Annotated in this window: 23 protein-coding genes; 11 read left to right on the top strand and 12 right to left on the bottom strand. The window is 68.9% G+C overall.

Annotation, left to right across the window (positions count from 1 at the left end; all coding sequences use genetic code 11):
* Nucleotides 1-125: 125 nt before the first annotated feature.
* The 3 genes from I6I07_RS23870 to I6I07_RS23860 all read right to left on the bottom strand — a co-directional run bounded on the left by I6I07_RS23870 (nt 126) and on the right by I6I07_RS23860 (nt 2,494).
* Nucleotides 126-599 (bottom strand): DUF2269 family protein, encoded by a 474-nt coding sequence (locus I6I07_RS23870; protein WP_061071241.1) that lies wholly within the window; start codon nt 597-599, stop codon nt 126-128.
* Nucleotides 596-1,852, bottom strand: a complete 1,257-nt coding sequence (locus I6I07_RS23865; protein WP_198483992.1) for an SDR family oxidoreductase — start codon at nt 1,850-1,852, stop codon at nt 596-598. Before I6I07_RS23865 ends, I6I07_RS23870 begins: the two co-directional genes overlap by 4 nt.
* 111 nt (nt 1,853-1,963) lie before the next feature.
* Entirely contained in the window at nt 1,964-2,494 is a 531-nt protein-coding gene (locus I6I07_RS23860) for a GbsR/MarR family transcriptional regulator (RefSeq protein ID WP_006394990.1), read from the bottom strand.
* Between the two features lie 78 nt (nt 2,495-2,572).
* Here I6I07_RS23860 and I6I07_RS23855 point away from each other — a divergent pair, with 78 nt between their 5' ends.
* Complete coding sequence (locus I6I07_RS23855; protein WP_198483991.1) at nt 2,573-3,031, top strand: DUF6389 family protein; 459 nt, start codon at nt 2,573-2,575, stop codon at nt 3,029-3,031.
* Nucleotides 3,032-3,103: 72 nt separating this feature from the next.
* On the opposite strand, the gene I6I07_RS23850 is transcribed toward I6I07_RS23855, so the two are convergent.
* The 7 genes from I6I07_RS23850 to I6I07_RS23820 all read right to left on the bottom strand — a co-directional run bounded on the left by I6I07_RS23850 (nt 3,104) and on the right by I6I07_RS23820 (nt 11,681).
* Nucleotides 3,104-3,727: a glutathione S-transferase family protein gene (locus I6I07_RS23850; RefSeq protein WP_006394992.1), complete on the bottom strand. Its 624-nt coding sequence runs from the start codon at nt 3,725-3,727 to the stop codon at nt 3,104-3,106.
* A 129-nt stretch (nt 3,728-3,856) separates the two neighbouring features.
* Entirely contained in the window at nt 3,857-4,828 is a 972-nt protein-coding gene (locus I6I07_RS23845) for a LysR family transcriptional regulator (protein ID WP_198483990.1), read from the bottom strand.
* Nucleotides 4,829-4,895: 67 nt separating this feature from the next.
* Nucleotides 4,896-5,915, bottom strand: coding sequence for a histone deacetylase family protein (locus I6I07_RS23840; RefSeq protein WP_198483989.1), 1,020 nt, complete (start codon nt 5,913-5,915; stop codon nt 4,896-4,898).
* Complete coding sequence (locus I6I07_RS23835; RefSeq protein ID WP_198483988.1) at nt 5,912-7,237, bottom strand: MFS transporter; 1,326 nt, start codon at nt 7,235-7,237, stop codon at nt 5,912-5,914. The genes I6I07_RS23840 and I6I07_RS23835 overlap by 4 nt, the downstream gene beginning before the upstream one ends.
* Before the next feature lie 232 nt (nt 7,238-7,469).
* Nucleotides 7,470-8,435 (bottom strand): hypothetical protein, encoded by a 966-nt coding sequence (locus I6I07_RS23830; protein ID WP_198483987.1) that lies wholly within the window; start codon nt 8,433-8,435, stop codon nt 7,470-7,472.
* A 96-nt stretch (nt 8,436-8,531) separates the two neighbouring features.
* Complete coding sequence (gene mqo, locus I6I07_RS23825) at nt 8,532-10,223, bottom strand: malate dehydrogenase (quinone) (protein WP_198483986.1); 1,692 nt, start codon at nt 10,221-10,223, stop codon at nt 8,532-8,534.
* A gap of 378 nt (nt 10,224-10,601) precedes the next feature.
* Nucleotides 10,602-11,681, bottom strand: coding sequence for an MBL fold metallo-hydrolase (locus I6I07_RS23820; protein ID WP_198483985.1), 1,080 nt, complete (start codon nt 11,679-11,681; stop codon nt 10,602-10,604).
* A gap of 137 nt (nt 11,682-11,818) precedes the next feature.
* Here I6I07_RS23820 and I6I07_RS23815 point away from each other — a divergent pair, with 137 nt between their 5' ends.
* Together I6I07_RS23815 and I6I07_RS23810 are read left to right on the top strand one after the other, a co-directional pair.
* The gene (locus tag I6I07_RS23815) at nt 11,819-12,436 is read left to right on the top strand and encodes a TetR/AcrR family transcriptional regulator (protein ID WP_198483984.1); all 618 of its coding nucleotides are present in this window, start codon (nt 11,819-11,821) and stop codon (nt 12,434-12,436) included.
* A gap of 159 nt (nt 12,437-12,595) precedes the next feature.
* A complete protein-coding gene (locus I6I07_RS23810; protein WP_198483983.1) occupies nt 12,596-13,828 on the top strand; it encodes a hypothetical protein in 1,233 nt (410 codons plus the stop codon).
* Nucleotides 13,829-13,847: 19 nt separating this feature from the next.
* Here I6I07_RS23810 and I6I07_RS23805 read toward each other — a convergent pair whose 3' ends face one another.
* Complete coding sequence (locus I6I07_RS23805; RefSeq protein ID WP_232625709.1) at nt 13,848-14,201, bottom strand: DUF1294 domain-containing protein; 354 nt, start codon at nt 14,199-14,201, stop codon at nt 13,848-13,850.
* 253 nt (nt 14,202-14,454) lie between these two features.
* Here I6I07_RS23805 and I6I07_RS23800 point away from each other — a divergent pair, with 253 nt between their 5' ends.
* Nucleotides 14,455-15,357: an SMP-30/gluconolactonase/LRE family protein gene (locus tag I6I07_RS23800; RefSeq protein ID WP_198483982.1), complete on the top strand. Its 903-nt coding sequence runs from the start codon at nt 14,455-14,457 to the stop codon at nt 15,355-15,357.
* Between the two features lie 67 nt (nt 15,358-15,424).
* Nucleotides 15,425-16,408 carry a Bug family tripartite tricarboxylate transporter substrate binding protein gene (locus I6I07_RS23795; RefSeq protein ID WP_198483981.1) on the top strand — a complete coding sequence of 328 codons (984 nt, stop codon included), beginning with the start codon at nt 15,425-15,427 and terminating at the stop codon, nt 16,406-16,408.
* Nucleotides 16,409-16,418: 10 nt separating this feature from the next.
* Here the strand turns inward: I6I07_RS23795 and I6I07_RS23790 are convergent, their stop codons facing one another.
* Entirely contained in the window at nt 16,419-17,315 is an 897-nt protein-coding gene (locus I6I07_RS23790) for a LysR family transcriptional regulator (RefSeq protein ID WP_198483980.1), read from the bottom strand.
* Nucleotides 17,316-17,431: 116 nt separating this feature from the next.
* On the opposite strand from I6I07_RS23790, the gene I6I07_RS23785 reads away from it, so the two are divergent.
* From I6I07_RS23785 to I6I07_RS23760, 6 genes are all read left to right on the top strand, one after another.
* Entirely contained in the window at nt 17,432-18,388 is a 957-nt protein-coding gene (locus I6I07_RS23785; protein WP_198483979.1) for an NAD(P)-dependent oxidoreductase, read from the top strand.
* Between the two features lie 61 nt (nt 18,389-18,449).
* The gene (locus I6I07_RS23780) at nt 18,450-19,430 is read left to right on the top strand and encodes a Bug family tripartite tricarboxylate transporter substrate binding protein (protein ID WP_198483978.1); all 981 of its coding nucleotides are present in this window, start codon (nt 18,450-18,452) and stop codon (nt 19,428-19,430) included.
* A gap of 16 nt (nt 19,431-19,446) precedes the next feature.
* Entirely contained in the window at nt 19,447-20,619 is a 1,173-nt protein-coding gene (locus tag I6I07_RS23775) for an alpha-hydroxy acid oxidase (protein WP_198483977.1), read from the top strand.
* 88 nt (nt 20,620-20,707) lie between these two features.
* Nucleotides 20,708-22,027 carry a histidinol dehydrogenase gene (hisD, locus tag I6I07_RS23770; protein WP_198483976.1) on the top strand — a complete coding sequence of 440 codons (1,320 nt, stop codon included), beginning with the start codon at nt 20,708-20,710 and terminating at the stop codon, nt 22,025-22,027.
* Nucleotides 22,024-22,791: an SDR family NAD(P)-dependent oxidoreductase gene (locus I6I07_RS23765; protein WP_054460615.1), complete on the top strand. Its 768-nt coding sequence runs from the start codon at nt 22,024-22,026 to the stop codon at nt 22,789-22,791. Before hisD ends, I6I07_RS23765 begins: the two co-directional genes overlap by 4 nt.
* Complete coding sequence (locus tag I6I07_RS23760; protein ID WP_035360393.1) at nt 22,788-23,801, top strand: LacI family DNA-binding transcriptional regulator; 1,014 nt, start codon at nt 22,788-22,790, stop codon at nt 23,799-23,801. Before I6I07_RS23765 ends, I6I07_RS23760 begins: the two co-directional genes overlap by 4 nt.
* Nucleotides 23,802-23,825 lie beyond the last annotated feature (24 nt).

Below are 23,825 nucleotides of genomic sequence, written 5' to 3'. Positions count from 1 at the left end.
GCTCGCGTCGCGTGGCGCGAGCCCGGCTCCTGGGAGAAACACCGTAACCCGGCGGCCGCGCGCCGGATCGCCGCGCGGTTCTGGTTCAGTGAAATTGCGTCAAAGTGGTCCGCCTGCGGCCGCGCTCACCAGGCCGGCTTGGCCACCATCAGGTAATAGACGACGACCATTGCCACGAACGCCGGATAGCCCAGCCATTCCCAGCGGCGCGCAAAGCGCCAGTAGCGCGGCGGCAGCGCGGCGGCGCCGTCGGCCTGGGCGCGGGCGGCCATCCGGGCCATCTCGAGCTGCAGCCAGACCACCGGCAACCAGCAGGCGCCCGCCAGCAGATACAGACCGATCGACAGGCTGATCCAGGGCGTGCTCCAGTGCCAGCCGGCGGCATGCGCCAACCACAGGCCGGACAGCGGTTGCACCACCACGGCCGGCGTGGTGAACCACAGGTCGGCCCGCACCACCAGCTTGGAGACCGCCGCGATGACCGGCACCGATCCGGTGCGGTTGGCGAAGAACAGGTAGAACGCGGTGCCGAAGCCGGTTCCCACCAGCAGGACGGACGACAGGATGTGCAGGGTCTTGATCGTGAGATAGGCGTTCATGGTCGGGTTTCCTCGCAGAGCAGAATGAACAGAAGCGCGATGACGGCGGCGTTTTTCAGGAGCGGGCCGAAGGGATGCCACAGGAAGGCCGGCAGCGCGACGGCGATCACCGCCGAATACGCCAGCACCAGCGCGAGCTGCGCGGCCCATAGCCGCCGCCCGGGCCGCCACAGCGTGGCGATGCCCAGCGCGCCGTCCAGCGCCGCCGCCAGGTACAGGGCCGCCATGGCCGCCGGCCCATGCAGGCCGACGGGCGCCAACAGCGCCAGGCTGCCTTCGACCGGATAGATGAAGGCGCTGCACACGGCGGTCCAGAGCCAGATCAGCGCCAGCGCGCCGCGCAGCAGGGCGGGGCGCCAGGCCGCCAGGGCCAGCTGGCGCAACGCGGGCGCCTCGGCCGCGGGAATGAAGCTTTCCAGTCCCGCGGGCGGCCGTCCCAGCGCCCGCGTCGTGGCGGACGCATCGGCGCTGTTGCCGGCGCGCAGCATGCGCCAGGTGTCGCGCGTCAGCAGCGAGCCCGGCATGCGATCGAACAGCGCGGCGCCCGCGCCGATCAGCGCCCCGGGCACGGCGATGGACCACGCGGCGGGGAACCCCAACGCCTGCCGATAGATCGCCAGCATGCGCTTGAAGGTGACTTCGGTGCCGCCCACCAGATCCAGCACCGGCGGGGCGTCGGCCGTGCCGCGCACCAGCCGGACGACGATTTCGGCCAGCTCGTCGACGTGGATCGGACGCAGCGCCTGCCGTCCGCCCGCTGGCAGGACGTGCAGCGGCAACGACGCCACCGCGCGGAAAAAGCGCGCCGACGCGCCTTGTGCGCCATAGACCAGCGCCGGCCGCAGGACGTGATGCGCGATCGGCAAGGCGCGCAGGTGGTCGTCGGCCGCGCGCTTGCTCTGGAAGTAGGGCGTGTCGCCGTGCTGCGCGCCCAGCGCCGACAGTTGCAGCACCTGCCTGACGCCGGCCCGCAGCGCGGCCTCGAACAGCGCGATCGGCGCGCGGCGGTGGATGCGGTCGAAATCGCGGCCGCCGCCTTCGACCAGGATGCCGACCGCATTGATGACGACGTGGATGCCGCGCAAGCGGTCCACCCAGTGGGCGGGGGCCGTGTCGGCCAGGTAGTCCACGGCGATCTCGTCCTGCCGGCGGGGGTGGCGCACGCCTCTGAGCACCCGGTGGCCATCGCGCGCCAGCGCCTCGCACAGCGCCCGGCCGACGAACCCGTTCGCGCCGCATACCAGGATGTTCATGGATTCCGCCCTCCGTGGGTCTTCATTGTTCGATTCTTTTATTTCTGATATTTCTGTATAGACAGAAATATAGAAGCCAAAAAAAAGCGGGAACCCGGTCCCGCCGTGCCGTCAGCCCTTGGTGCGCCGCATCGTCTTGCTGATCTTCGCGCCCACGCCGAGCGTCTTCATCAGGGTCTCCGGTTTCATGCGCAGCATTTCATCCGACCAGGTGGTGAGGATCTCGAGGAAATCCAGCGTTTCGCGCACGCGCTGCGCGGTCAGCGGGGTCTCGTCGGCCATTTCGGGGCTGGCCAGCGTGTCGCGCAGCATGGTCAGCGTGGGATCGATCTCGCGCTGGCGCCGGCCCTCGACGATCAGCTTGAACAGCTCCCAGATGTCGGTGGAGGTCTCGAAGTGGTCGCGCCGGTCGTCCATGACGTGCACCACCCGGGCCAGGCGCCAGGCCTGCAATTCCTTGAGGCTGTTGCTGACGTTCGAGCGCGCCACGCCCAGGGTCTCGGCGATTTCCTCGGCGGGCACGGGGCGGCCCAGCAGGTAGAGCAGGGCGTGGATCTGCGCGACGGTGCGGTTCACGCCCCAGCGCGAGCCCATTTCGCCCCAGTGGAGGATGAAGCGTTCGGCGATCGGTGTGAGTGTCATGCGGCCACTGTAGGTATTTCTGTTATTTCTGTCAAGACAGAAATAACAGAAATAGATTCGATCCGCTAAGCTGGCGCCATGAACCAACAAGACTACCAGGCAGCGCTGCGGCGCGTGCTCGATGCCCACACCGACGGCGCGCTGCGCACCCTGCGGGAGCTGTTTCCGCGCCTGCCCGAGAAGGCGCGCGAGATCCAGTTCGGCATCTTTCCGGACCAGGACGGCGAAGGGACGTTTTCCATCGTCATCGGCCTGGACGGCCCCGACCTGTACGTGCTGAACAAGGCCATCGACGGCTATCGGCATCTGTTCGACGTGGTGCACGGCGAAGAGGGCGTGTCACCGAAGGTGCCGCTGTTCGGGCGCGAGCCCGGCTTCTGCGTGCAGGACGCCATTGCCGACACCGCGGCCGATTGGCTCGAAGCGCTGTGGCAGCAGGGCGGCCGCTCTGTGTCGCCCTTGCCGGCCTGCATCTATGCGGACGAGGAGTACGGCACGACCACGCCGCGCAGCCTGGCGGCGGACGCGGCGCGCTGAAGCCACGACCCGGGCCGCCATGTGACGGTCCGGCCGCCAGGGAATCCGGCCGGGGCCGGATCGCTCAGCGCGTCACTGGCTGGCGTCGGCCAGCGCACGCTGCACCGCCGGCCGCGCCGCGACCCGCGCCAGGTAGGCGCCCAGCTTGGGGAAACGCGCCAGGTCGACGCCGTCGCCCTCCAGCCAGCTGCCGATGGTGTAGAGATAGGCGTCGGCCACGCTGAACTGCTCGCCCAGCGCCCACGGCCCGGCGATCTGCGATTCCAGGTAGGCGGCGCAGGTCGTCATGGTCTCGGGCACTTTGGCGCGCATGGCTTCATGCGCGGCCGGGTCGTCGGCCCAGCGCGCGCCGCGCCGCTTGTGCGCGTGCGCCACGTGGGCGGTGGACGCCAGGTAGCTGTTCAGTTCCTGCAGGCGCGCGAAGGCGTAGGCGTCGCCCAGCGGCGCCAGGCCGGCCTGGGGAAAGGACTGCGCCACGAAGGCCAGCAGCGCCGGCGTTTCGGTCAGGACGCCATGCTCGGTGGCCAGCGCCGGCACCCGGCCCTTGGGATTGACGCGCAGGTATTCGGGGCTTTGCTGCTGTCCGGCGCTGAAGTCCAGCTTCACGACCTCGAAGTCGGCGCCGGCTTCATGCAGGGCGATATGGGTGGCCAGGGCGCAGGTGCCCGGCGCGGTGTAGAAGGTCCAACGAGACATGTGCGTCCTCAGGTGGCGAAGCGATGGGGAACGATCATTATCGCCAGAACCGGGGCCGCCGGGCAGGGTTATCTTGCCGGTAATCGAACGGGGCAGGCCGTGGCCGGCCCGGGGTGCGGCGCCACGGCCTCAGCGTGCGCGGGCGGCCAGCGGCGTGCGCTCCAGGAAACGCTCGAACGCGGCCAGATAGGCCATTTCGACCGCGCTCAGCTTGCGCTGCCGGTGCCAGGTCAGGAACACGTCGATCTCGGCCACGCTTTCGTTGGGCGGCAGGCGCCGCAGCTCGCCGTTGACCACGTCCGGCACGATCAGGTGCTCGGGCAGGAAGCTCAGGCCGATGCCGGCCACCACCATGCGCCGCACCTCCTCGATGTGCGGCGAGGTGCCGACGATGCGCCCGGTGAACCCCTGCTCGTCGCGGAAGATGGTCAGCGGCGACAGCGTGTCGCCGATCTGGTCGCTGGCGAAGCAGACGAAATTCTGGTCCATCAGGTCCTCGATCCCGACCCGGGGCCGCGAGAACAGCGGATGGCGGCGGCCGCACACCACCGCGTAGTGGTGGCGCAGGAACAGCCGGCGCTCCAGCGCCTCGACCGGCTTGCGGCACAGGCACAGGCCCAGCGCCGGCACGCGCTTGGACAGCGCGTCCAGGATGTCGGCGCTGGGCAGCACCTCGATATGGAACTCGATCTGGGGATGGCGCTGGTGGAAGTCCGCCAGGAAGTCGTCGTAGGCCGCGCTCTGGATGCGGCTCATGACCAGCAGCCGCAGCGTGCCGGCGACCTCGTCCTTGTCCTGCGCGGCGGCGGTCTCGATGCGCGCCATGGTGCCGTACATGTCGCGGGCGACGGCGTAGATTTCCTCGCCCAGGCCGGTCAGGCGGAATTCGCCGTTGCGGCGGTGCAGCAGCATGCCGCCGACCGCGTCCTCGAGCCGCTTGAGCGCCTGGCTGACCGCCGGTTGGCTCAGGTGCAAGGCCTGTGCCGCCCGGCCCACGCCGCGCGCCTGCACCACGAACATGAAGGTGCGCAGCAGGTTCCAGTCCATGCGCTCGGGCGCGAGCGAGTGGGTATTGGCGGGGCGGGCGGGGGCAGAGGGCATGGGGGGCCGGGACGATGGCTGCGAAAGGGGCGGGCCGGCGCCCGCCGCCGCGGCCCCACGCCTGGATTCAGGCGCCGGCCAGCCCCGCGAAGAAACGCGCTGCGTTGGATTCCAAGCCCTCGATATAGTAGCCGCCTTCCTGCACGATCAAGGTCGGCAGCTTCAGGCCGGCGACCTCGCGGCCGAGCCGTTCGAAGCCGTCTTCCGTGACCGCCACCATGGCCTGCGGATCCTTCTCGAAGATGTCGAAGCCCAGCGACAGCACCAGCGCGTCGGGCCGGAACTGCTCGATCGCGGCGCGCGCCTCGCGCAGCCGGTCGAAGAACACCGACTCGGGCGAACCGTGCGGCATCGGCAGGTTGAGGTTGTAGCCGTAGCCGTCCCCCGCGCCGCGCTCGTCCTCGAAACCGGCCACCACGGGATAGAAATTCTCGGGGTCGCCGTGGATCGAGACGTACAGCACGTCGCTGCGCTCGTAGAAGATGTCCTGGATGCCCTGGCCGTGGTGCATGTCGGTGTCCAGGATGGCGACGCGGCCGAACGTGTCGCGCAGGCGCTGCGCGGCGATGGCGGCGTTGTTCAGGTAACAGAAGCCGCCGGCGGCGTCGCGGCGCGCATGGTGGCCGGGCGGACGGCAGATGGCGTAGGCATGGCGGTCGCCGGCCGCGATGCGGTCGGCGCCGGCAATGGCGCATTGCGCCGACCAGTAGGCCGAATGCCAGGTGTGCGGCCCCACCGGGCAACTGCCGTCGGCCAGGTAGCGGGCGGCCTGCGCCAGCACGCCGCGCAGCGCATTGGGCTCGCGCACGAAGACGTTGGAGACGACTTCGTCGCCCCAGTCCTCGGGCAGTTTCTTCCAGTCGGCGTGGGCGTTCTGCAGGAAGCGCAGGTAGGCGGGCGTGTGCACCGCCTCGAGCGCGGCGCCGCCGTGGTCGGCCGGCGCCTGCACGTCGAAGCCCAGGGCGCGCGCGGCGTGCGCCAGCGCGTCCAGGCGCGACGGCACTTCCTGCGGCGTGCGCATCTTGCCGCGCGAGAAATAGGTCTGCGGATGGTGCAGTTTCTGGTCGTCGTGGAAGTACGCCTTCATGCTTGTTGAGCCTCGGGTTGGAATTGGACATGGCGCTGGCGGTAGGCGCCCAGCGAAAGCACGGATACCAGCGAAAGCAGCGAGATCGCCGAGAACAGCAGCGCCAGCGGCCACCACTGGCCCTTGAAGTTCTCGGCCAGCACCGTGCCCAGCATCGGCGTCAGGCCGCCGAAGATGGCGCCCGACAACTGGTACGCCATGGAAATGCCGGTATAGCGGATCGCGGTGGGGAAGCTGTCGCTGACGAAGCCGGCGATCACCGCATAATAGGCGCCCATGAACAGCACCGCCACGCCGATGCCCAGCGTGATCGCGCCGAGCGATCCCAGGTCCACCAGGTTGAACATGGCGTAGGGCGTGAAGACCGACACCAGCGCCGTGGCGCCCAGGAAGCGCAGGTTGCCCACGCGGCCGGCGATATACGCCGCCAGCGGCGTGATGAAGAACTGCATGATCGACACCACCAGCAGGCAGTCCAGGATGACCGCGCGGTTCAGGCCCACGTACTGGGTGGTGTAGGCGATCATGAAGGTGCTGGTGAAATAGAACCCGGCAATGCCCAGCACGTTGGCGCCCACGGCCAGCGCCAGCAGGCGCGGCGCGCCGGTCAGCACCTGGGCCAGCGGTGCCCGGGCCGGCTTGGCGCGCTTGGCCTGGGCCTGCTTTTCCTCGAGGAAATCGGGCGACTCGTTGACGCTCAGGCGGATCACGAAACCCACCAGCAGCAGCACCGCCGAGAACAGGAACGGCACGCGCCAGCCCCAGCTGAGGAAGGCGGCGTCGTCCAGGCCGGTCACCAGCTTGAACATCAGCATCGACAGGATCAGGCCGGCCGGGCTGCCCAGCTGCGCGAACGAGGCGAAGAAGGTGCGGCGGCTCTTGTCCGGCGAATGCTCGCCCGCCATCAGCACCGCGCCGCCCCATTCGCCGCCCACCGCCACGCCCTGCACGATGCGCAACAGCACCAGCAGCACCGGCGCCCAGAAGCCGATCGAGGCATAGGTGGGCAACAGGCCGATCAGCACCGTCACCGTGCCCATCATCAACAGCGTGATGACCAGCGATTTCTTGCGGCCGATGCGGTCGCCGATGTGGCCGAACAGGGCGCCGCCCAGCGGCCGCGCGAAAAAGCCCACCGCGAAGGTGCCGAAGGCCGCCAGCGTGCCGTAGAAGCCGGTGGCCGACGGGAAGAACAGTTTGCCGAACACCAGCGCGGCGGCGGTGGCGTAGATGTAGAAGTCATACCACTCGATCATCGTGCCGATGAAAGCGGCGGTCGACGCGCGCACCGGCTGGTGGCCCGTCTTGGAATTTCCCCTCATGATTTTCTCTCTGTAGGTGGGTTGAGGTTGCTGCGTAGACCGTTATACGCGCGCCCCCACCATAAGAAAAATTCTGAATTCTTATCCGCGAAATTCAGCGAATTTATGAGTGAAAACCCTAATATTGAGCGACGATGCGCGCACGGGGCCGTCCGGCGCGTATCGGTTGGGGATGGCGCGGCGCGGTCGTGCGGCGCGATCGCGCCGCGTTCTCGAGGGCAGATGTGGCGCGTCAGCGCGCCGGCCGCCAATCCGGCTGGCAGTTGGCCGCCGGGCGCAGTTCGTTGGCCGCCATCAGGCGTAACGACGGCTTGGCGCCGGCCGCATAGGCCAGATTGCGCGCCCGCCACGCGGCCAACTCGGCGTAGGGCACCTGCGCCGACGTGGCACCGCCGGTGCCCCAGAAGTCCATGGTTGGCGCCTCCAGGCAGACATCGGGCGCGGCCACGCTGGCCAGTTCGCGGCCGCTGTTCAGGTCCACCGCGCGAAACCGCAGCGCCGTCGGCCGCTGGCGCAGTTCGGCCGCGATCACCACCGGCGTGCCATTGGCCGTCTGGCCCACGCTGGCCGGCTTGACGGTCTGCACCTCCTGGCCGCGCGGCACCAGCAGGAAGGCCACGCCGTTGTCGATATCCAGCAGGCGGCCGCGGCCCAGCTTCACGACCTGGAACGGTTCGTGGCGGATCAGGGTGGTCTCGTACCAGCCGTTTTCGTAGCGCGTCCAGCCGGGCTCGCCGGCGTCCAGGAACACCAGGCCGCCGATGCTGTCGCCGTCGCCTTCCTTCTGCACCGCAATGTCGGTAATGCGCAGATCGCCTCCGCCGACGTCCAGGTACAGCAGGTTGCCGTGGCCCGACGTGCGGGTGACGAAGGCCAGCACGCCGTTGGCGTTGATGGCCTTGGCCGGGCCGCAGAAATAGTCGCGCGCGCGGCGCGGATCGTCCGCGGGCAGGAAACGCTCGCCCAGCTTGACGCCCTTGCCGCAGAGCGGCTGGCGCTGGTAGGTCAAGGTGTATTGGCTGGCGTTGCGCCGCTTGCCTTCCTGGTAGTCCTGGAAGCCGATGTCGGTTTCCTCGCCGCGCAGCCCCTTGTCGTTGTAGACGGTGCGGGCCTGCAGCGGCCCGGCCAGGGCGGCCAGGGCCAGCGACAACAGGGCGGCGGCCAGGGGCCACCGCGGGCGAGCCAGGGGATTGCGCATGTTTCTTGTCATCATCCGATAGCCGATGGGGCACCTTAGCACAATGACCGACGCGCAAAAAAAAGCCCTCCCACGCGGGGAGGGCGGGGCAGGCCGTTACAGCGCCTGCATCTCGGTATTGGCGTTGCGGCCTGGCGCCGGCTGGGCCGGCGCGCCGGTCGCGGGCGCCGCGGCCGGCGTCGCGTCCGGCACCGGCACTTCCACGTACGGCAGGTGCAGCACCTGGCTCGTCATGGCGCGGATCTGATTGGTCAGCGCCGGGCTGTCATTGAGCTTCTGGCCGTACGACGGGATGATCTCCTTCAGGCGCGTCTTCCAGCCCGCTTCCATCTGCTGGGGGAAGGCCTTGGCCAGCAGGTTCAGCATGATGGGCGGCGAGGTCGAGGCGCCCGGCGATGCGCCCAGCAGCGCGGCGATGGTGTTGTCCTTGTCGGTCACGACTTCGGTGCCGAACTGCAGGATCGGGCCTTTCTCGGGATCGCGCTTGATGACCTGGACGCGTTCGCCGGCCGTCACCAGGCGCCAGTCCTCGGGCTTGGCCTGCGGGAAGTACTTGAGCAGCTGCGCGTGGCGGTCGGCATCGGTCAACTGCGCCTGGTTGATCAGGTACTTGACCAGGTCCAGGTTCTCCAGGCCCACGTCCACCATGCTGGTGACGTTGTTGTGGTTGACCGACGAGAACAGGTCGAAGGACGAGCCTTGCTTGAGGAACTTGGTCGTGGCCAGCGCGAACGGGCCGAACAGCACCACCGGCTTGCCGTCGAGCTTGCGCGCGTCCAGGTGCGGCACCGACATCGGCGGCGAATCGGTGTCGGCCATGCCATAGGCCTTGACCTCGTGGCGGCCGGCGATGGCCGGCGCGTCGAAGGCCAGGAACTGGCCGCCCACCGGGAAGCCGGCGTAGTTCTTTGATTCGGGAATGCCGGACAGCTGCAGCACCTTGAGCGAGGCGCCGCCCGCGCCGATGAAGACGAAGCGCGACTTCACCGTGCGTTCCTGGTTGGTCTTCAGGTCCTTGACCGTGACGTTCCAGGTCTTGTCGTCGTTCTGGCGCAGCGCGGTGACCTCGTGCTGCAGTTGCAGCTTGAAGTTGGGATTGCGTTGCAGGCCCTGGGTCAGCTGGTTGGTGATGACGCCGAAGTTCACGTCGGTGCCCAGCGGCATGTAGGTGGCGGCGACCTTCTGGTTGGCGTCGCGGCCTTCCATCAGCAGCGGCGCCCACTGGCGGATTTGCGCCGCATCGGTCGAGTATTCCATGCCGTAGAACAGCGGACTCTTGACCAGCGCGTCGCGGCGCTTGCGCAGGTATTCGATGCGGTCATCGCCCCACACGAAGCTCATGTGGCCGGTCGGGTTGATGAAGTCCGACGGCTGGCCGAGGCGGCCGGTCTTGACCTGGTGCGCCCAGAACTGGCGCGAGACCTCGAACTGTTCGGCAATGTTGACGGCCCGCTTGATGTCGACCGAGCCGTCGGGCATCTCGGGGGTGTAGTTCAATTCAGCGAAGCCCGAGTGGCCGGTGCCTGCGTTGTTCCAGCCGTTGGAGCTTTCCAGGGCCACGCCGTCCAGGCGTTCGAAGAGCTCGACGCGCCAGTCCGGCTGCAACTCCTGCAGGTAGGTGGCGAGCGTTACGCTCATGATGCCGCCGCCGACGAGCACGGCGTCCAGGGGCTTGTCGTTGTCGGCTGCCGGGACCGAACGTTGGTGCAGGGGCCAGTACAGGAACAGGGCGGCCGCGACCACCACCGTCACCACCAGGCTGCCCACGATTTTGAGAAACTTTCTCATGGGTATTAGACCTTACGGTTCAAAGGATTATGTTGTTGTCGTTGTAGGAACTACGGAGAAAACGGGCGAGGGCACCTCCGGGGCGATCAAACACGCAAACAGCGATCCACGCGTCCAAGGCGGCAAGCCGGGGCGGGGGAGGTTGCGAACAGGGTTGGGTGGGCGCCTGACGGGCCCCGGCACCCGGCCAAGCGGCCGGGTATCCCTGGGGCGGGAGCCCGTGTCAGGTCTTGCGTGCAGGCCCTAGACTAGACGAAGCGGCTTCGTCCTGCCGCAATACCCGGGTCGCGGGCATTGGCTTTGGCGCAATACGCGTTGCGCCGTGATTGTAAACACATTGGCGTCACCGGTCGCGGGCGCGACCGGTCATGGCCGGGTTCACTTTGCCCGGCACAACGCCAGACGTCGGCATTCGCGCGTCGCCGACTGACGCGCGGCGACGGCGCGCCACCAGGGCGAGCCCGGATGCGGCGCGGCCAGATCCAGGCGTTCACCCATCTCCGGGGTGCTCAACGACACCCCGCGTTCGGCGGCCAGGGCGGCGATGCGCTCGAACGGTTCCTGCCACGCGTGCATGGCCAGGTCGAAGGTGCCATTGTGGATCGGCAGCAGCCAGCGGCCGCGCAGGTCCAGGTGGGCCTGCAGCGTTTCCTCGGGCTGCATGTGCACGAAGGCCCAGCGCTTGTCGTAGGCGCCGGTCTCCATCAGGGTCAGGTCGAACGGTCCGTAGGCGTCGCCGATGGCCTTGAAGCCGTCGAAGTAGCCGCTGTCGCCGCTGAAGAACACCCGCATGCCGTCGTCGTCGATGACCCAGGAAGCCCACAGGCTGCGGTCGCTGTCGCTCAGCCCGCGGCCGGAGAAATGCTGCGCCGGCGTGGCGGTCAGGCGCAGGCCGTCGACCTCGGTGGACTGCCACCAGTCGAGCTGCTCGACCTTGGCCGGATCGATGCCCCAGGCGATCAGTTGGTCGCCCACGCCCAGCGGCGCGATGAAGCGGCCGGTGCGCGCGGCCAGCCGCGTCACGGCGGCGCGGTCGAGGTGGTCGTAGTGGTTGTGCGACAGGATCACGCCGGCGATCGGCGGCAGGTCGTCCAGGGCCACGGGCGGCGCGTGGAAGCGGGCCGGGCCGGCCCATTGCACCGGCGAGGCGCGCTTGGAAAAGACCGGGTCGGTGAGCCAGTAGCGGCCGCGCAGCTTCAGCAGCAGGGTCGAGTGCCCCAGCCGGAACAGGCTGCGGTCGGGCGCGGCGCCCAGCTCGGCGCGGGTCAGCGGCCGCACGGGAATCGGCTGGTCGGGCACGGTGCCGGCCGGCTTGCCGAACAGGAATGACCAGGTCAGCTTGAGCCCTTGCCAGAATCCCAGCGACGGGCGCGGGCGGGCGTTGTGGAAGCGGCCGTCGCGATGATGCGTCGGGCCGGACGGTGGGTTGGGGGAAGCGTCGGGCGTCGAGGGAGTCACGGCGGAAAATCCTGGCGGGAAAGAGGGCAGGCGGACGGGGCATCCACCAAAAGTATACTGAGCAGTGTAGTTTCCTTTTTCTTGAAAGTACACCGCAGAGTGTAAAATTTTCGCTATCTATTCATTAGGACGTTCCCATGGCAGAAGTTCCGCAGCGGCTCACCGACAGGAAGCGCGAGGCTATCCTCAGCGCCGCCGTGGAGGAATTCCGCACGGCGGGCTACGAGGCCACCAGCATGGACCGCATCGCGGCGGCCGCGGGCGTCTCCAAGCGCACGGTGTACAACCACTTTCCCAGCAAGGACGAACTGTTCGGGCTGATGCTGGAACACCTGTGGAACCGCAGCATCGCCAACGCCAGCGTGGCCTATCGCGCCGACCAGCCGCTGGATGTTCAGCTGCGGCAGCTGCTGATGCGCAAGCTGGAACTGCTGGGCGACCCCAACTTCATCGATCTGGCGCGCGTCGCCATGGCCGAAATCATCCACACGCCGGAACGGGCCCAGGCCATCGTCTGCCGCATGGGCGCGAAAGAGGGCGGCGAGACCGTCTGGATCCGCGCCGCCATCGCCGACGGCCGCCTGGCCGACATCGACGCGGAATTCGCCGGGCATCAATTGCAGGGCCTGGTGAAGAGCTTCGCGTTCTGGCCGCAGGTCACGCTGGGCCAGCCGCCGCTGGGCCCGGCCGAGCGCGAGCGGGTGGTGGATTCGGCGGTGGCGATGTTCCTGGGGTGCTACGGACGCGGCGTGTAAGCCAGGCGTTGCGCTGATGGCGGATGGCGCGGCCGCCCGACGCCCGCCGGCGGTGCCGGTCCGGCGCTCTGTTATTGTTGGCGGCGCGGCGCAACGTGTCACGCCCGACCCGCAAGACCCCGCCGCCCATGCCCGGGCAATCCGACGAGGCCTTATCGCTTGAAGACCAAGAACTATCTGTTCGGCATCATCGTTTCGTTCGCGCTGGCCGGCCTGGTGGCGGCCCTGGGACTGGTCGCCGTGTTCAGCGACAACCTCGGCTGGGGCATGGTGGCGTTGCTGTCGTATGGGGTCTTGTTCGGCGGGCCGCTGGCGATCCTGCTGGCGCTGACCTGGATCGTGTACCTGTTGCGCGATCGCGGCCACGTGCCCGGACGCATCCATGCGCTGCTGTTCCTGCCCACGCTGCTGGCCCTGATGATCGTGCCGGTCAACGAGGAGATCCGCCAGGGCCGCGCCGACCGCTTCCGCGACGCCAATCCGGCCATCGCCGAAAGCCACGTCAACTTCAGCGGGCGCACCATCTGGCTGGACTACCGCGCGGCGTCGTCCTCGTCGGGTGGCGGGTCGCCCTACATGGAACCGGCTTCCGCGGACAATATCCAGTTCTCGCGTTTTCTGCGCTATCCCACGGCCAACACCCTGGCTGAGGGCGGCTTTCCCTACGAGGGCGCGCGCCTGAAAGCGGACGTCAGCCGCTATGCCTATTCCAGCAGCGACGGCGCGCCGTCGACGACGCTGCCCCTGCGGCAGTTGCCGGCGCCTGCCCTGGACGCGCTGCGGCCGGCCTTCCGCTATGGCGATGCCGGGCTGCTGCTGTACCAGTACTTCCATTACGCCGACCACGTCGAGGTGGCGCCCAGCCTCGCGCGATTCGCCGCGACTACCGAGGATGCGATGACGGCGGCCCGCATCGCGGGGCTGGCGATCGTCAGCCTGGAAAACTACACGCCGCAGACCATCGCGCGGCTGGAGATCAATGGCCAGACGCTGGACCTGGCGTACGCGGCCCGCAGCATGGCGGGGCAGCGGTGCGATCCGGTGCGGGGCGGCAGCCCGGCCATGCTCGACCTGCAACAGGCGCTGCGGGTGCGTTGGCAGACGCTGGAGGAGCCGGCGCGCTGGCATGAGGCGAGCGTGATGGTGCCGGCATTCGGCGCGGCCAGCCAGGCCGATCCCGACAAGGGGCTGATGCGCGTGCGCCTGTATGTCCTGCCCGATGGCGCGGTGGCCGCCGAGCGCTTCCGCGAAATCCGCCTGCGCGGCGGCGAGCTTGCGATCCGCGCCACCGGACTGCCGGCGGCGGCGCAACCGCATGCGGCCTGCGGCGGCGCGTATGGCGGCGCGTATGCCGGCTACAACCCGCAGACGGTCAAATTGTTGGCCAACTGAGCCGCGCGGCGCGGAACGATCACGGCCGCCACCAGGCCTGCGCCACGGGCGAGAGGACGACGAACGCGGCCAGGTTCAACGCCACCGTCGCCCAGAACTGGATCCGGAAACTCCGCTTGATGGTCTTGTGCCGCAGCCAGCGCTGCGCCAGCAGCGCGCCGGGCCAGCCGCCGGCCAGCGCCAGCCCATGCAGCGTGCGCTCGGAAATCCGCCACTGGCCGGCGCGCGCCTGCGCCTTGTCCCACGTATAGAAGGCGATGGTGATGAGGCTGAGCGAGAGATACGCCAATCCCACCCACAACGGGACCTGCAGCAGATAGGTGGCCAGGCCGTAGGCCGCGAGGCAGGCAAGCAGGATCAGCGCGGTGCGCATGCGAGGCTCCAGGTGTGGCGGTCGAGGAACTGGAATGGTATTCCAGTTCGCCGCCGCCCTATCATGACGCAACGACGCCGCGCCCAATCCGTCCACCGCGCCGATCGGGCACGGGCCGTCCAGCGCGGCGGGCGCGGCGGGGCGGGGCCTCGCCAGCCATTCGGCACGCCACTCAATCCCGCCGCGCAAACATATTGGACGCTCCGCATCGCCTGTCCTAGCCTTGGCGCTTATCCACGGCTTTGGAATCCGCATGCTGTCCATCATCCCCACGGAGGTCTATACCGCCGTCCCCGCCCATCTGCGCCTGAATCAGGAAACCGACTGGAGCCGGGCGCGCGGCGGCGGTCCCTTGCACTCCTTCCTTGAGGGCCCGGGTTTTGACCGTCAGGGCCGATTGTATTGCGTCGATGTATGCCACGGGCGCATTTTCCGCATCGGCCGCGACGGCGCCTGGGAAATCTTTGCGTCCTATGACGGGCGTCCCAACGGTCTGCGCATCCACCGCGATGGGCGGGTGTTCGTGGCCGACGCGCTGCACGGCTTGCTGGTGTTCGACCCGGACACGGGTCAGCGCATCGGCGAATTGACGCAATGGGCGCCGGGCCAGCGGTTCTCCGGCCTGAATGACCTGGCGTTCGCCGACGATGGCACCGTGTTCTTCACCGATCCCGGCCACAGCGCGCTGGAGGATCCACACGGCCGCGTGTTCGCCTGGCAGGAAGGTGGCGCGGCGGCGCCGGTATTGCAGGGGCTGCCGTTTCCGAATGGCGTGGTGGTGATGCCGGACCAGGCCGCGCTCTGCGTGGCCAGCACGCGGTCGCTGGAAATCCTGCGCGCGACCCGCCGCGGCGTCCAGGTGCGCAATCTTGGCGTCTACGCCCGTTTCAGTGGCGGCCTGGCCGGACCGGATGGACTGGCCGTGTGCGAGGACGGCGGCCTGGTGGTGGCCCATTCCGGCCTGGGCGTGGTGTGGTGGCTGGATCCGCTGGGCGAAGTGCGCGGGCGCATCGAATCATGCGCCGGCATCCGCAACACCAATCTGGCCTTCGATCCCGACGATCCACACACGCTCTATATCACCGAGAGCGAGACCGGATCGATCCTGCGCGCCCGACTGCCGGTCAAGGGCCGCACGCCGTACTCGCATCGCTGACATCGCGTCGGCGCGCGGGCGCCGGACCAGGACAGGGGCCCGCACCAAAACAATAGAGGAGACCACCATGAAGACCTTGCGCAGCATCCTGGCCGCGACCGCGGCCACCTGCCTGTTTGGCATCAGTCCGTCCGCATCGGCCGCCGATCCGGCCTTTCCTTCCAAGCCCGTGCGTATCATCGTGCCGTTTGGCACGGGCGCGATGGTCGACCTGATCCCGCGCGATCTGGCGACGCAGCTGGCGGCCAAGTGGGGCCAGCCGGTCGTCGTCGAGAACAAGCCGGGCGCGGCCAGCATGATCGGCGCCGAGTACGTGGCCCGCTCGCCGGCGGACGGCTACACGCTGCTGATGGCGACGTCGAGCACGCTGTCCGTGGCGCCTTATCTGTACAAGAAGCTGCGCTTCGATCCGGTCAAGGATCTGGCGCCGGTGACGCTGGTGTCCACGGCGCCCAATATCCTGATGGTGTCGCGCGACCTGCCGGCCCGCTCGGTGGCCGAGCTGGTGGCGCTGGCCAAGTCGCGGCCGGGCGAGTTGTCCTATGCCTCGGCGGGCGTGGGCGGCATCCTGCACCTGCAGGGCGAGCGCTTTCTGGAGACGACGGGCACGCAGATGGTGCACGTGCCCTATCCGGGCTCGCAGCAGGCGGTGGGCGACCTCAGCACGGGGCGGGTGCAGATGATGATAGACATCATGGCGTCGAATATCGGCAATCTCCAGGAAGGTCGCCTGCGGCCGCTGGCCGCCATGACGCGCGAGCGCCTGCCGCAATTCCCGGACTTGCCCACCATCGGCGAAGCGGGCTATCCGGACCTGGCCACCGATCTGTGGTTCGGCCTGGCGGTGCCGGCGGGCACCGACGCGGCCATCGTCGACAAGCTGCAGCGCGATATCGCCGAGGTGGTGCAATCGCCGCAGATGCGCGAGAAGTACGCGGCGATGGGAATGAACATGGTGGGCAGCACGCCGGCGCAGATGCGTGACCTGGTGCGCACCGACGGCGATCGCTGGCGTCACGTGATCGAGACTGCCGGCATCCGTATCGAGTGAGGCGCGGCGGTCAGCGGCTGCGGGCCGCCTCGGCCAGGCTGGCCAGGAAGTTCTCCAGCAGGGTCGAGGTGGCCTGCTTGCGCCAGCACACGTACATCTCGGCCACCGGCGGGTCCTGCACCGCGAGGGGCCGGTAGACCACGCCATCGAGCCGGTTGCGCGAGGTCAGTTCGGGCACCAGGGCGACCCCCAGGCCGGCGGCCACCAGCGACACCAGCGTGTGGGGCTGGGTGGCGCGTTGCACCACCAGCGGCGTGTGGCCGTCACGGCCGAGCAGTCCTTCGACCATGTCGCGCAGGTAGGGCGAGTTGGCCGGCGTGAAACTGATCAACGGCAGGTCGCGCAGACTGGGCAGGTCGATGGCCGGGCGCGCGGCCAGCGGATGCTGCGCCGGCAGCACCGCCATCAGCGGCTCGTCCAGCAGTTTCTGGCTCATCAGGTCGGGATGGCGGGCGTGCGGCCGCATCAAGCCCACGTCCAGCCGGTTCTCCAGCAGGCCGCTGACCTGGTCGTTCGAGATCATTTCATGCAGCGCCAGCTCCACGGCCGGGAACCGCCGCGTGAAAGAGCCGATGGCGGTCGGGATCAGATAGTAGGCGCTGGCCGCGGTGAAGCCGACGCGCAGGAAACCGGCGTCGCCACGCTTGGCGGCCGCGACGATGCCCGGCGTTTCGTCCCAGCGCGCCAGCAGCGGCTTGATGTGGGCCAGCAGGACTTCGCCTTCGTGCGTCAGGCGCACATTGCGCTGGTTGCGGCGGAACAGCTGCGTGCCCAGGGTGTCCTCGAGCAGCCGGATCTGTTGCGACAGCGGGGGCTGCGAAATATGCATGCGCGCGGCGGCGCGGCCAAAGTGCAGCTCTTCGGCGACCGCCACGAAGTAGCGCAACTGGCGTAGATCCATCTTCATCGGAGGGCCTTGCAATATGGAAATCGACTCAATCTGAGTTGAATAATATATTGGACGACTGAGTCCGCGCCCTCCAGAATTTCCCTCATGGCAGACACAACGATAACGAGGGAGACATGTCCAGGGTATTGATCACCATGCCTGTGGCGGCGGCCGGTTTGCGCCGCCTGGAGGACGCGGGCCACGAACTGGATCTGGTCGAGCGCCCGGCGCCGGCCGAGTTCCGGGCCAGGCTGGCGCGCGCCGACGCGGTCATCCTGCGTTTCCAGGCCTTGTCGCGCCAGGACATCGAGGCGGCCGGCAAGTTGCGCTTCGTGGCGCGCCATGGCGTGGGCTACGACGCGGTCGATGTCGCCGCCCTGACCGAGCGAGGTATTCCGCTGGCGATCACGCCGGGGGCCAACGCCATCGGCGTGGCCGAGCACGCGCTGGCGCTGTTGCTGGCCGTCGCGCGGCGCGTCATCGGGCACGACGCAGGCGTGCGCGCCGGCCAGTGGCAGGCGGCATTGCGCGGCCCGATGTTCGAGCTGGCGGGCAAGACCGCGCTGATCGTGGGCGTCGGCCGCATCGGCCGCGCCACCGCGCAACGGCTGCGGGCCTTCGACATGCGGGTGCTCGCCTATGACCCGTTTCTGCCCGCCGATGCGGCATTGCCGCAGGGGATCGAGATCCGCACGGACCTGGCGGCCGCCCTGGCCGAGGCCGACGTGGTGAGCCTGCACTTGCCGTTGACGGACGCCACCCGCGGCCTGATCGATCCGCTGGCGCTCAAGCGCGGCGCCATCGTGATCAATACCGCCCGCGGCGGGCTGCTGGATCCGGCGCGCCTGTTGGCGGCGCTGGAAAGCGGCCACCTCACGGGCGCCGGCCTGGATGTGTTCGATCCGGAACCGCCCGGCGCCGCCGATGCGTTGCTGCGCCGCCCGGAGGTGGTGCTGTCGCCGCATGCCGCGTCGCTGACCGATGCGTCGATCGAGCGCATGGCCACGGAGTGCGCCACCAACATCATTGATTTCTTCGAAGGCCGTCCCCCACGGGACAGCATCGTCAACCTAGCCGGCATCGCCCTCTGAGGCGCTGGCGCGAGCAGAGGGGCCGACCAAGAACGGCCCCCGGAATCCAGGAGACTTACCCATGCATATCATGATCCAGGCCGCACGCGCGGCCGGCGCGCTGTTGCTGGCGGCGGCGCTGGCCCCCGCCGCCGGCGCCGCCTATCCCGAACAACCCATCAAGCTTGTCATGCCGTATCCGGCCGGGGGCATGACCGACGTGTCGGGCCGGACGGTGATGGCCGAGCTGGCGCGCAAGCTCGAGGGCAACATCGTGGTGGAGAACAAGCCGGGCGCCGCCTCGACCGTGGCCAGCAACTGGATGACCCAGCAGAAGCCCGATGGCTACACCTTGTATGCCGCGCCGGTGTCGCTGGTGCTCAACCCGCTGATCCAGGGCAAGGTGGGCTACCGGCCCTACGACAGCTTCGAGCCGATCTCGATGATGATCGAGTCGCCCTTCGTGCTGCAGGTCAACAAGGACCTGCCGGTCAAGAGCGTGGAGGAGCTGATCGCCCTGATCCGGCAACGGCCGGACCGCTATGCCATCGGTACGTCGGGCGTGGGGTCGATCAACCACCTTGCGGCCGAGTATTTCATGAGCCGCTTCGGGCTGAAGATGACGGTGGTGCACTACAAGGGCGGCGGCCCGGCCTCGCAGGACCTGGTGGGCAACCAGATCCAGATGATGTTCTCGGCGGCCAACGAGGCCGCGCCGCTGGTGCAGGGCGGACGCACCCGGGCGCTGGCCGTGACCACGGCGCAGCGCCTGCAATTGCTGCCGCAGGTGCCGACCATGAACGAGGCGGCCGGGCTGACGGATTTCGAAGCGGTCTTCTGGCTGGCGCTGATGGCGCCCAAGGGACTGCCGCCCGACATCGCGCAGCGCCTGAGCGCGGCCATGCGCGCCCTGGGCGACGATGCGCCGTTGGCGGCGCGCCTGCAGGAACTGGGCGTCAGCCTGCACGTGTCGGACGGCGCGGCAGTGGTGCGGCGCATGCGCGAGGATGAAGCCAAGTGGGGCGCGCTGATCCAGCGCATGGACCTCAAGCCCGAGAACTGAGGCGGGGAGCGCGACGATGACGGGATTGAAGCGGCTGCTGTCGGTGGCCGACGTGGAGCGCGCCGCGGGGCGGCGCTTGCCACGCAGCGTCTATGAGTTCGTGCGCGGCGGCACCGAGGACGAAGCCACGCTGGCCGAGAACCGGCGTGCCTTTGCCGACTATCGGCTGCTGCCGCGCGGACTCAACGACGTGGCCGGGCGCGACTTGCGCACGGCCCTGTTCGGCATCACCCATGCGATGCCGGTGGGCATCGCGCCGACCGGCCTGGCGGGCATGGTGCGCCACGAGTGTGACCTGGCGCTGGCGGGCGGTGCGCGCCAGGCGCAGGTGCCGTTCATCCTGAGCGGCTCCTCCAATGTGCCGTTGGAACGGGTCCTGCGCGAGGCGCCGGATACCTGGTACCAGGCCTATTTCCCGGGAGACCGGGATCGTATCGCGCGGATCCTGGCGCGGCTCGAGGCGGCCGGGGTCGGCACCCTGGTGGTCACCGCGGACACCTGCGTCGCGGCCAATCGCGAGAACAACGCGCGGCGCGATTTCACCATTCCGTTCCGCTTGACGCCGCGGCTGGTGGGGGAGGGGATGGCACGGCCGCGCTGGACCGTCGGCGTGCTGCTGCGCACCTTGCTGGCCGGCGGCGTGCCGCGGTTTGCCAATCTGTATGAAGAAATCGGCCCCCCGGTCACACGCGAGCCGGCGCATGGCTTTCGCACGGGCCGCGATCGGCTGGACTGGGGTGACATGGCCTGGCTGCGCGAACGCTGGCGCGGCCGCCTGGTCATCAAAGGCCTGATGCACCCGGACGACGCGCGCCGAGCCGCCGCGTTGGGCGCCGACGGCATCATCGTGTCCAACCACGGCGGGCGCCAGCTGGATGGCGCCGCCTCGTCATTGCAGGCGCTGGCCGCCATCGCGCCGGGGCTGCCGCCGGACATGGCGCTGATGGTCGACAGCGGCTTTCGGCGGGGCACCGACATCATCAAGGCGCTGGCGCTGGGCGCCCGCTTCGTCTTCGTTGGCCGTCCCACGTTGTTCGGGGCGGCGCTGGCGGGGGAGGCCGGCGTGCGCCATGTGCTGGAGATCCTGCGCAGCGAGCTGGACCGCGACCTGGCGCTGTTGGGCTGCCGCGCCGTCGGCGATCTGGGGCCAGGCCTGCTGGCAGGCGCCGCATTTCAAGGCCGGGCCTAGTGAAAACCCTTATTTGCATACGTATGCATGGACCAAAAAGTGTCGCCACGGCTTTTCTCTTTCCCTTCTTTTTCCAGGACCTGAATACATGATTCGCTATCTCAAGCGCGGCCGCAGCGCCGCGGTCAAGACCGACGCCGACGCCAAGGTGCGCGCCACTGTCGAGGACATCATCCGCGACATCGAAACCCGCGGCGACGATGCCGTGCGCGACTACAGCCGCAAATTCGACAACTGGGATCCGGCCGATTTCCGCCTGTCCCGCGCCGAGATCGAGGCCGCGCGCAAGCAGCTGTCGGATCGCGAGATCGAAGACATCGCCTTTGCCCAGACGCAGGTGCGCCATTTCGCCCAGATCCAGCGCGACTCGATGCGCGAGGTGGAGGTGGAAACGTATCCGGGCGTGGTGCTGGGCCATCGCCATGTGCCGATGAATGCCGTCGGCTGCTATATCCCCGGCGGCAAGTATCCCTTGCTGGCTTCGGCGCACATGAGCGTGCTGACCGCCAAGGTGGCCGGCGTCAAGCGCATCGTCTCGACCGCGCCGCCTTACCAGGGCAAGCCGCACCCGGCCATCGTCACCGCCATGGACATGGCCGGCGCCGACGAAATCCTGGTGCTCGGCGGCGTCCAGGCCGTGGTGGCGATGGCGGTGGGCACGGCCAGCGTCGATCCGGTCGACATGCTGGTGGGCCCGGGCAACATGTTCGTGGCCGAGGCCAAGCGGCAACTCTACGGCCGCGTCGGCATCGACCTGTTTGCCGGCCCGACCGAAACGCTGGTCATTGCCGACGATAGCGTCGACGGCGAATTGTGCGCGGTGGACCTGCTGGGCCAGGCCGAACACGGACCCACGTCGCCGGCGGTGCTGCTGACCACCAGCGAAACGTTGGCGCGCGACACGCTGGTCGAGATCGAGCGGCAATTGAACCTGCTGCCCACCGCGGGTATCGCGGCGCAGGCCTGGGCCGATTGCGGCGAGGTCATCGTCTGCGACAGCGAGGCGGAAATGCTGGCCGTGGCCGACGAACTGGCGTTCGAGCATGTGCAGGTCATGACGCGCGATCCGGACTACTTCCTGAAGAACCTGAGCAATTTCGGCGCGTTGTTCCTGGGCCCGCGCACCAACGTCAGCTTCGGCGACAAGGTCATCGGCACCAATCACACGCTGCCCACCAACCGCGCGGCGCGCTATACGGGCGGGCTGTGGGTCGGCAAGTTCCTCAAGACCTGCACCTACCAGCGCGTGCTGACCGACGCCGCCAGCGCGACCATGGGCGAATACTGCTCGCGCCTGTGCCACATGGAGAACTTCGCCGGTCATGGCGAGCAGGCCAACATTCGCGTGCGCCGCTACGGCAACCGGCCGGATCTGCCCTGGTACCAGCCCGTGGAGGCCCAGGCATGATCGCCTTGCCCCAGGGACCGGACTTCGGCTTGCACGGCCGGCGCGCGCTGGTCACGGGCGGCAGCGGCGGCATCGGCCTGGCCGCGGCCGCGGCGCTGGGCCGGGCCGGCGCGCACGTGACGGTGGCGGCCCGCCGCGAGGCGGAGCTGGCGAACGTCTGCGCGGCCCTGCGCGCCGAGGACATCGGCTGCGACGCCCTGGTGCTCGACGTCACCGATGCGCCGGCGGTCGATGCGGCGCTGGGGCAGGGCGAGGTGTTCGACATCCTGGTCAACAATGCCGGCATGAACCGCCCGTTGCCGCTGGTGGAGCAGCCGGACGCCGATATCGATGCCGTGCTGGACCTGAACGTCAAGGCGGCGTTCTACGTCAGCCGGGCCGTGGCGCGGCGCCTGCGGTCCGCGGGCCGGCCGGGCTCGCTCATCAATGTGTCTTCGCAGATGGGGCATGTGGGCAGCCCGCGACGCACGCTGTACTGCGCCAGCAAGCACGCGCTGGAAGGCTTCACCCGCGCCCTGGCGTGGGAACTCGGGCCGGACGGCATACGCGTCAACACCCTGTGCCCAACCTTCATCGAGACGCCCATGACAGCGGGCATGCTGGCCGAACCCGGCTTTCGCGACTGGGTCTGCGCCCGCAATGCGCTGGGCCGCGTGGGCCAGTTGCACGAAGTCATGGGCGCGGTGGTGTTCCTGGCCAGCGATGCCGCCAGCCTGGTCACGGGCAGCGCGCTGATGCTGGACGCGGGCTGGACGGCCGCATGAGAACCGCCCCGCGCGCCCAGGACGTGGCCGATCTGGCCGAGGTGTCGCAGTCGGCGGTCAGCCGCACGTTCACCCCCGGCGCCAGCGTGTCGGAGGAAACGCGGCGCAAGGTGCTGGCGGCCGCGCAGCGGCTGGGCTATCGCCCCAATGCCCTGGCGCGCAGCCTGATCACGCGCCGCAGCCGCATCGTGGCGCTGGTGATGAGCTACCTCGAGAACCAGTTCTATCCGCTGGTGATGGAGCGGCTGTCGCAGCGCCTGCAGCGCGAGGGGTACCACGTGCTGATGTTCATCGCCGAGGTGGGCGAGGCCGCCGACGGCGTGTTGGCGGAGATCCTGGAATACCAGGTCGACGGCATCGTGATGGCCTCGGCCATGCTGTCCCCCACGCTGGCGCGCAGTTGCGCCGAAGTCGGCGTGCCGGTGCTGCAGTTCAACCGGGTGTCGGCGCTGGGCGGCCTGGCGCGCCATGCCAGCAGCTCGGTCACGTCGGACAACTATGCCGGCGGCCAGGCGGTGGCGCGGCTGCTGGCGGGACGCGGTTATCGGCGTTTCGGCTTCCTGGCGGGGCTGGAGGATTCCTCCACCAGCCTGGAGCGCGAGCGCGGCTTTCGCGACGCGCTGGAGGCCGAGGGCCATGCGCTGCACGCCCGCGCCGTCGGGCATTACGACTTCGAACGCGCCAAGCAGGCGGTGCGCGCGATGTTCGCGCAGGACCCGCCGGACGCCTTGTTCGCCGCCAACGACCACATGGCGATCGCGAGCCTGGACGTGCTGCGCCAGGAACTCGGCCTGCGCGTGCCCCGCGACATCGCCGTCGTGGGTTTCGACGACGTGCCGCAGGCGGCCTGGGGCGCCTACGACCTGACCACCGTGCGCCAGGGCGTCGACCCCATGGTCGAGGCCACGGTGACGCTGCTACGCGAGCAGATGCATGCCGAACTGCGACCGCGCGACGTCGTCGTGCCGGTCGAACTGGTCGAACGGGGCACCGTGCGGCCGGCAACATGATGATTCAAGAGCGGCGCAAGCCGC

This window comes from Achromobacter deleyi (genome assembly GCF_016127315.1).
In the GTDB taxonomy this organism is placed as follows: Bacteria; Pseudomonadota; Gammaproteobacteria; order Burkholderiales; family Burkholderiaceae_B; genus Achromobacter; species Achromobacter insuavis_A.
The sequence above is the reverse complement of the archived record's forward strand: the minus strand, read 5'-3'. Positions and strand labels throughout refer to the sequence as shown.

Coding starts and splice junctions, on each gene's coding strand:
- I6I07_RS23870 (WP_061071241.1), bottom strand. CDS start 599: ATGAACGCCTATCTCACGATCAAGACCCTGCACATCCTGTCGTCCGTC.
- I6I07_RS23865 (WP_198483992.1), bottom strand. CDS start 1,852: ATGAACATCCTGGTATGCGGCGCGAACGGGTTCGTCGGCCGGGCGCTG.
- I6I07_RS23860 (WP_006394990.1), bottom strand. CDS start 2,494: ATGACACTCACACCGATCGCCGAACGCTTCATCCTCCACTGGGGCGAA.
- I6I07_RS23855 (WP_198483991.1), top strand. CDS start 2,573: ATGAACCAACAAGACTACCAGGCAGCGCTGCGGCGCGTGCTCGATGCC.
- I6I07_RS23850 (WP_006394992.1), bottom strand. CDS start 3,727: ATGTCTCGTTGGACCTTCTACACCGCGCCGGGCACCTGCGCCCTGGCC.
- I6I07_RS23845 (WP_198483990.1), bottom strand. CDS start 4,828: ATGCCCTCTGCCCCCGCCCGCCCCGCCAATACCCACTCGCTCGCGCCC.
- I6I07_RS23840 (WP_198483989.1), bottom strand. CDS start 5,915: ATGAAGGCGTACTTCCACGACGACCAGAAACTGCACCATCCGCAGACC.
- I6I07_RS23835 (WP_198483988.1), bottom strand. CDS start 7,237: ATGAGGGGAAATTCCAAGACGGGCCACCAGCCGGTGCGCGCGTCGACC.
- I6I07_RS23830 (WP_198483987.1), bottom strand. CDS start 8,435: ATGCGCAATCCCCTGGCTCGCCCGCGGTGGCCCCTGGCCGCCGCCCTG.
- mqo (WP_198483986.1), bottom strand. CDS start 10,223: ATGAGAAAGTTTCTCAAAATCGTGGGCAGCCTGGTGGTGACGGTGGTG.
- I6I07_RS23815 (WP_198483984.1), top strand. CDS start 11,819: ATGGCAGAAGTTCCGCAGCGGCTCACCGACAGGAAGCGCGAGGCTATC.
- I6I07_RS23805 (WP_232625709.1), bottom strand. CDS start 14,201: ATGCGCACCGCGCTGATCCTGCTTGCCTGCCTCGCGGCCTACGGCCTG.
- I6I07_RS23800 (WP_198483982.1), top strand. CDS start 14,455: ATGCTGTCCATCATCCCCACGGAGGTCTATACCGCCGTCCCCGCCCAT.
- I6I07_RS23795 (WP_198483981.1), top strand. CDS start 15,425: ATGAAGACCTTGCGCAGCATCCTGGCCGCGACCGCGGCCACCTGCCTG.
- I6I07_RS23790 (WP_198483980.1), bottom strand. CDS start 17,315: ATGAAGATGGATCTACGCCAGTTGCGCTACTTCGTGGCGGTCGCCGAA.
- I6I07_RS23785 (WP_198483979.1), top strand. CDS start 17,432: ATGTCCAGGGTATTGATCACCATGCCTGTGGCGGCGGCCGGTTTGCGC.
- I6I07_RS23780 (WP_198483978.1), top strand. CDS start 18,450: ATGCATATCATGATCCAGGCCGCACGCGCGGCCGGCGCGCTGTTGCTG.
- I6I07_RS23775 (WP_198483977.1), top strand. CDS start 19,447: ATGACGGGATTGAAGCGGCTGCTGTCGGTGGCCGACGTGGAGCGCGCC.
- hisD (WP_198483976.1), top strand. CDS start 20,708: ATGATTCGCTATCTCAAGCGCGGCCGCAGCGCCGCGGTCAAGACCGAC.
- I6I07_RS23765 (WP_054460615.1), top strand. CDS start 22,024: ATGATCGCCTTGCCCCAGGGACCGGACTTCGGCTTGCACGGCCGGCGC.
- I6I07_RS23760 (WP_035360393.1), top strand. CDS start 22,788: ATGAGAACCGCCCCGCGCGCCCAGGACGTGGCCGATCTGGCCGAGGTG.